This is a genomic window from Natrinema pallidum DSM 3751 (assembly GCF_000337615.1).
GTDB classification, from domain to species: Archaea; Halobacteriota; Halobacteria; order Halobacteriales; family Natrialbaceae; genus Natrinema; species Natrinema pallidum.
On the sequence record NZ_AOII01000018.1, the window covers coordinates 1 to 4748 of the forward strand.

At 60.4% G+C, this 4748-nt stretch carries 3 protein-coding genes; 1 reads left to right on the forward strand and 2 read right to left on the reverse strand.

What is annotated here, in order from left to right; genetic code table 11:
• Positions 1–30: 30 nt before the first annotated feature.
• Together C487_RS01520 and C487_RS01525 are read right to left on the reverse strand one after the other, a co-directional pair.
• Complete coding sequence (locus C487_RS01520) at positions 31–1305, reverse strand: IS4-like element ISH8A family transposase (protein WP_006183907.1); 1275 nt, start codon at positions 1303–1305, stop codon at positions 31–33.
• 76 nt (positions 1306–1381) lie between these two features.
• Positions 1382–3139, reverse strand: coding sequence for a GAF domain-containing protein (locus C487_RS01525; RefSeq protein ID WP_006183908.1), 1758 nt, complete (start codon positions 3137–3139; stop codon positions 1382–1384).
• 791 nt (positions 3140–3930) lie between these two features.
• On the opposite strand from C487_RS01525, the gene C487_RS01535 reads away from it, so the two are divergent.
• Positions 3931–4748 (forward strand): surface glycoprotein (locus C487_RS01535; RefSeq protein WP_193787922.1); only part of this gene is annotated, 818 nt, incomplete at its 3' end.

A 4748-nucleotide genomic window follows, 5' to 3' on the forward strand; every position in this document is an offset into this window, starting at 1 on the left:
CGAAGTATTCGATCGGTCATCCGTCTTTAGTTAAGCCTCACACCTCGGTTGTGTAGTGGTAGCGAGCGTCTCTTGTAAGATTGGTCGTTGCTTGTGGATCTTCTGAGCGTCTTCGATCAGCCGGTCGAGCAGCGGCGGTGGTGAATAGCCGAGGAACTCACCGAGTTCGTGGAGAATGAGCTGGGCGTGCGACCGGAAGGTCGCCGCCCAGCGCTCTGTCGGAAACACAAGCTCATCATCCGCCTGCTCAGTGACTAGATCCAACAGATCGCGGCTTACAAGCAGCGACAGCAGCGCTGCGTACAATAAGATCCTCACCACGTGTTCGTCACTCGTGTCGAACTCGTCCAATTCGTACTGCGTCTTCAGCTCCCGGAACAGCAACTCAACTTCCCACCGACAGCGGTAGATCTCCGCTAAATCCGCCGGAAAGAACTCCTTCCTCGCTAAATTCGTCATGTACAGGTGGTAGTCGTCGGCGTCCTCGTCGCGGACGCCGACGACGCGAAATCGCTTCGTATCTAGTGACCGCGTCCCATTGTACGGCCCTCGTTTGAATTCGACTTCGACTTCTACATCGATGTACTTCCGATCGAGATCGTCGAGAACAGCTCGGAGCTGCTTGCCCTCTAAGGGAATGGCGCGACCGCGCCATTCCCGTAACTCCCTCGTAATCAGCGGATTCGCGTTCTGCTTCAGCCGACTCACGAAGTAGCCGTCGTTTTCGTCGATCAGCGCAAACCGGCGGTACTTGAAGTAGGCGAGATCGAACAACACGAGGCGATTCTCAAGCCACGGCCCTGTTTTGAACAAGGTGCTGTCGTGCGTTTTCTCGTTAGCAGTATCGAGCCGTTCAATCGTCTGCTCTGTGGCATTGTGGAGCAGGTGGAGCTTCGCTCCAGCCTGCTCCTCGTGGCGGGCTTCGAACTGATCTGAGAGAAATTCGTGTAACCGCAACACCGTTCCATCAGCGATCATCACGTCTCTAAATCGGTCGATATCAGCGTCAACAGCGTTAGGAACAGCGACCTCGTCGAGACCATGCTCAACGAGGTCGCGGAGATACTCCGCAAGCGTCGGTGTCAACCGCTGATAGAATCCACCCGGAGAGATCGTCTCATCGGCAGTCGAGTTGTAACAGCGTCTAAACCCGGCGAGTGTTCGGCTTTCGCCTGCGGCGAAGCCGAACACGAATGCCCAAACGAAGGCAGGGATCTGGAGCTTGCGGTCACGTTCGACCACGCCGAGTTCCTCGGCGTGCTCTTCAAGGAACTCAGAGGGAAACAGTGTAGTGAGCCGACGCATAATCCGAGATGAGGANGTCGTGCACAGACTGGACTTCCTCATTCCTTCCGAAAGGTGCCTCGATAAGCCGCCGCTATCACGCGGTTTCTCGCTTAACTAAAGACGGATGTTCCTCGTACTGAATCGGAACGCTGACGACGGATCGATAGCCGTGGATGAGTGCCGTGTTCCGCCAGTCCTCGCGCTGGACATTTTGAGGAATGCGATCGACGTCGACGACTGTTCTATCCCGGGCGGCGCGCGCCGGCGGTGCCGGAGTCTCGGCGTTCAGCGAGAACTGTTGGTCATCAAGGTAGTTGTCAGGGGTCGTTGATTCGGCGGCGGGTACGATGTCGTTTCGCTTGGTATCGGGCTCGCCGATCCACGTGCCGTCGAAGCCGTCGATCGTCGTCAACGCCCAACAGACCGAGCGGTGAATCTCGGCATCGGATTCCGCTTCTACTAATGCTGTATGAAGGGACCGAATCGTCTCATTGAGCTCTGTGACGTACTCGAGTTCCTCCTCTTTCGCCGTCGCTTTCGCGGTCCGCTCTCGAAGCGAGCGCGTCTTCGCCGCTCTATCCAGAGCGGCTTCCGTCGTCGCGGCAAGCACGCTCGCGGCTTCGATTGTCCGTTCGTCGAACGACTGGGAGGCCGTTTTGCTGAGGACGAATACTCCGTGATCCCCGAGCGAAAACACTTCACCGCTCCGGATCGGTGTCTCGTCCGTCATCGACTCTGAAACGTCGGTGCGATCGAACGAGACTCGGGTCTGTGACACGAAGGCCTCCCACGCGGGGNTTTCACCCGGCGAAAATGCTGGCGACGTCTCGAAGTTAGCGCCGTCAGAGATCGTGTACGCAGCCGGGAGCAATGCCTCTTTGGAGTCGTCGTACAAATTGATTCCGGCGCCCGACACATCGAAGATCTCGGCGGCGACATCGGCTACAGTGTCGGCGATCGCCTCATTCGACTCGATCTGCAGTAGCTCCTGGCCCGTCTCGTTCAGCGTCTCTAGTTGCTGTTCTCGGCGCTTTCGATCGGTGATATCCCTGAGCACACCCGTCGCAGCCACCGGACTCCCGTCGGCATCGAACGTGAACTCAGCGCGCTCCCAGACCCACTTTGTCGTCCCATTGACATCGATGCGGTACACGACGTCGTATGGGTTCCCGTTCTTAGCGGCGCGGCGAGCGGCTCGGAACTCCTCCCGATCCGCCGGGTGAATCACGTCTATGAACGCGTCGAGTGACAGCGGCTCCGCGTCGTAGGGTCGCTCGAGGATGTCGTATATCCCGTCGGACCAGAGGAACGAGCCGTCGGATTCGGACCACGTCCAGGTTCCGAAGTTGCCGACGGACTCGGCCTGCTCGAGGCGAAGCTGCTGGTCCTTCCGCTCGGTGACGTCGACCAGATAGCCCAGGTAGTGGGTGATCTCGCCATCGCGACGGACAACCTTCGTGTAATCGAGGACCCAGCGAACGTCCCCGTCCTTCGTGACGATCCGGTAGGGGTCGTGGTGGAACCGGTCGGTGCCGTCGGTGCTGTTGCGGGCGACTTCATCGTCAACCCGCTCTAAGTCCTCGTCGTGGACGAGGTCGGCATACTGTACTTCGCCGGCGTAGAAGTCCTCAGGCCCGTAGCCTAAGACGTCGGTCACGTTCGGCGAGACATACTCCACCGGCCAGCCCTCGGTGTTGCGCCACTTGAAGACGACTGTCGGTCCCTCGTAGAAGAGGCCCAGTTCGTCGTCAGCGTGAACCGAACGGGCCTGGATCGCGCCGACGACGCGGTCGGCGTCGCGGTCCCAGCGCCCGATCGTTCGGAGGGGGAGCCACTCGCTGTCAGCGAGCATCCAGTGGTCGGTTCGGTCGGTGGGTCGAGAAGAAGATTCCTCGGCGTTCGGATCNCGGTGTTGCGCCACTTGAAGACGACTGTCGGTCCCTCGTAGAAGAGGCCCAGTTCGTCGTCAGCGTGAACCGAACGGGCCTGGATCGCGCCGACGACGCGGTCGGCGTCGCGGTCCCAGCGCCCGATCGTTCGGAGGGGGAGCCACTCGCTGTCAGCGAGCATCCAGTGGTCGGTTCGGTCGGTGGTTCGAGAAGAAGATTCCTCGGCGTTCGGATCGGCCGTGGATTGGCCGGCCTGCTGGATCCCGGGGTTACTGCCGGGATCGGTCAGCGTGCCGGCGACGGCCTCGCGGTCGTCTGGGCGGACGCGGTTTAGGAACTCGTCGATAGAAACGGTTGGGGAGTCGGGAACCCCAGGCAGCTCGCGGGCGTCCGACGAGAGGTAGAGAGCGTCGGACGCGGGATCGTAGCACCACCGTCCGGTGTCGGCCAGTTCGCCTACGAGCGCCAGGCCGTCATCGATGGCGTCCTCGGACAGCTCCTCACCGATGTAATTCATATTATCATGTTTGTAGATCTGCCTAATTATAATAGCGATTAGCCTTACCCGGGCCGGGTCGAAAACGTATCAATGCAGTGTATAATGGGAGTAACTGTTCAGGATCTCGAGTCCGTCTCGGGATCCGGAACGTAGGGGGGTGCCAGCCGGCGATTCGTGACGCGGCGTTCGACGTCGAGCCACAGCGCCGGCGCATCTCCTGGNAACTGAACCAGTCTCATCTCCCACGACCGACATATGACAGGCACACGGGAGCAAGTTAGAGCGGTCCTTCTGGCCGCGATCATGGTGGTATCGGTCTTCGGCATGACGACGGCGTTTGCCGGCTCGGCTGCCGCACAGTCGGGAGGCGAGTTCACCGCCGAAGAGACGACCATCGACGCCGATTTCGTCGGCGTCGTCGATGACGGCGGAACAGTGACGGTCGAAGCGACGGGGATCAAAGACGCAGAAGGAACCCCCGTTAACGATGAGACCGTTACCGTCACCATCGCCGGTGAGGCGGTCGCCACGCCAACGGTCACCGATGGCGAATTCGAGACGCAGATCGACCCGACACAGATCGACGTCGAAACGCAGGAAGACGTCGAGGTTAACATCGCCGGGGTCAACGTCGGAGAGCCGGCGACGGTCGATCTCGTCCACGAAACCACCAGCCTCGACGAGGGCTACAACCTGGTTTCGATCCCGCAGCCGGCGGCCCTCTACGAGCAGAACGTGGATTCAATGTCGACGTGGGATCCCGAAACCGAGGAGTACACGGATATTAGCATCAGCGAGAACGGCGATGTCGTCGATACTCCCGGTGACCTCCACCGCGGATTCTACGTGGACGCGAACGCGGACGCGCGTCTCGGCTTCGACTACGAGACGGACGGCCGCGTCTCGCCCGGCGCGGTCTCGATGGCGAACGGCTGGCACCTCGCCGGCTCGAACTTCGACATCGATAGCGAACGTGGCGAGCGCACCCTCGATGTCGATCTCGGGAACGCCGACCTTAGTCAGGCGGGTCTCACGGCCTACGACCCGGACCTGAGTAGTCAGATCAGCGGCTC

Excerpts from the sequence above, each read along its gene's own strand:
- C487_RS01520 (WP_006183907.1), bottom strand. The coding sequence starts at position 1,305 with ATGCGTCGGCTCACTACACTGTTTCCCTCTGAGTTCCTTGAAGAGCAC.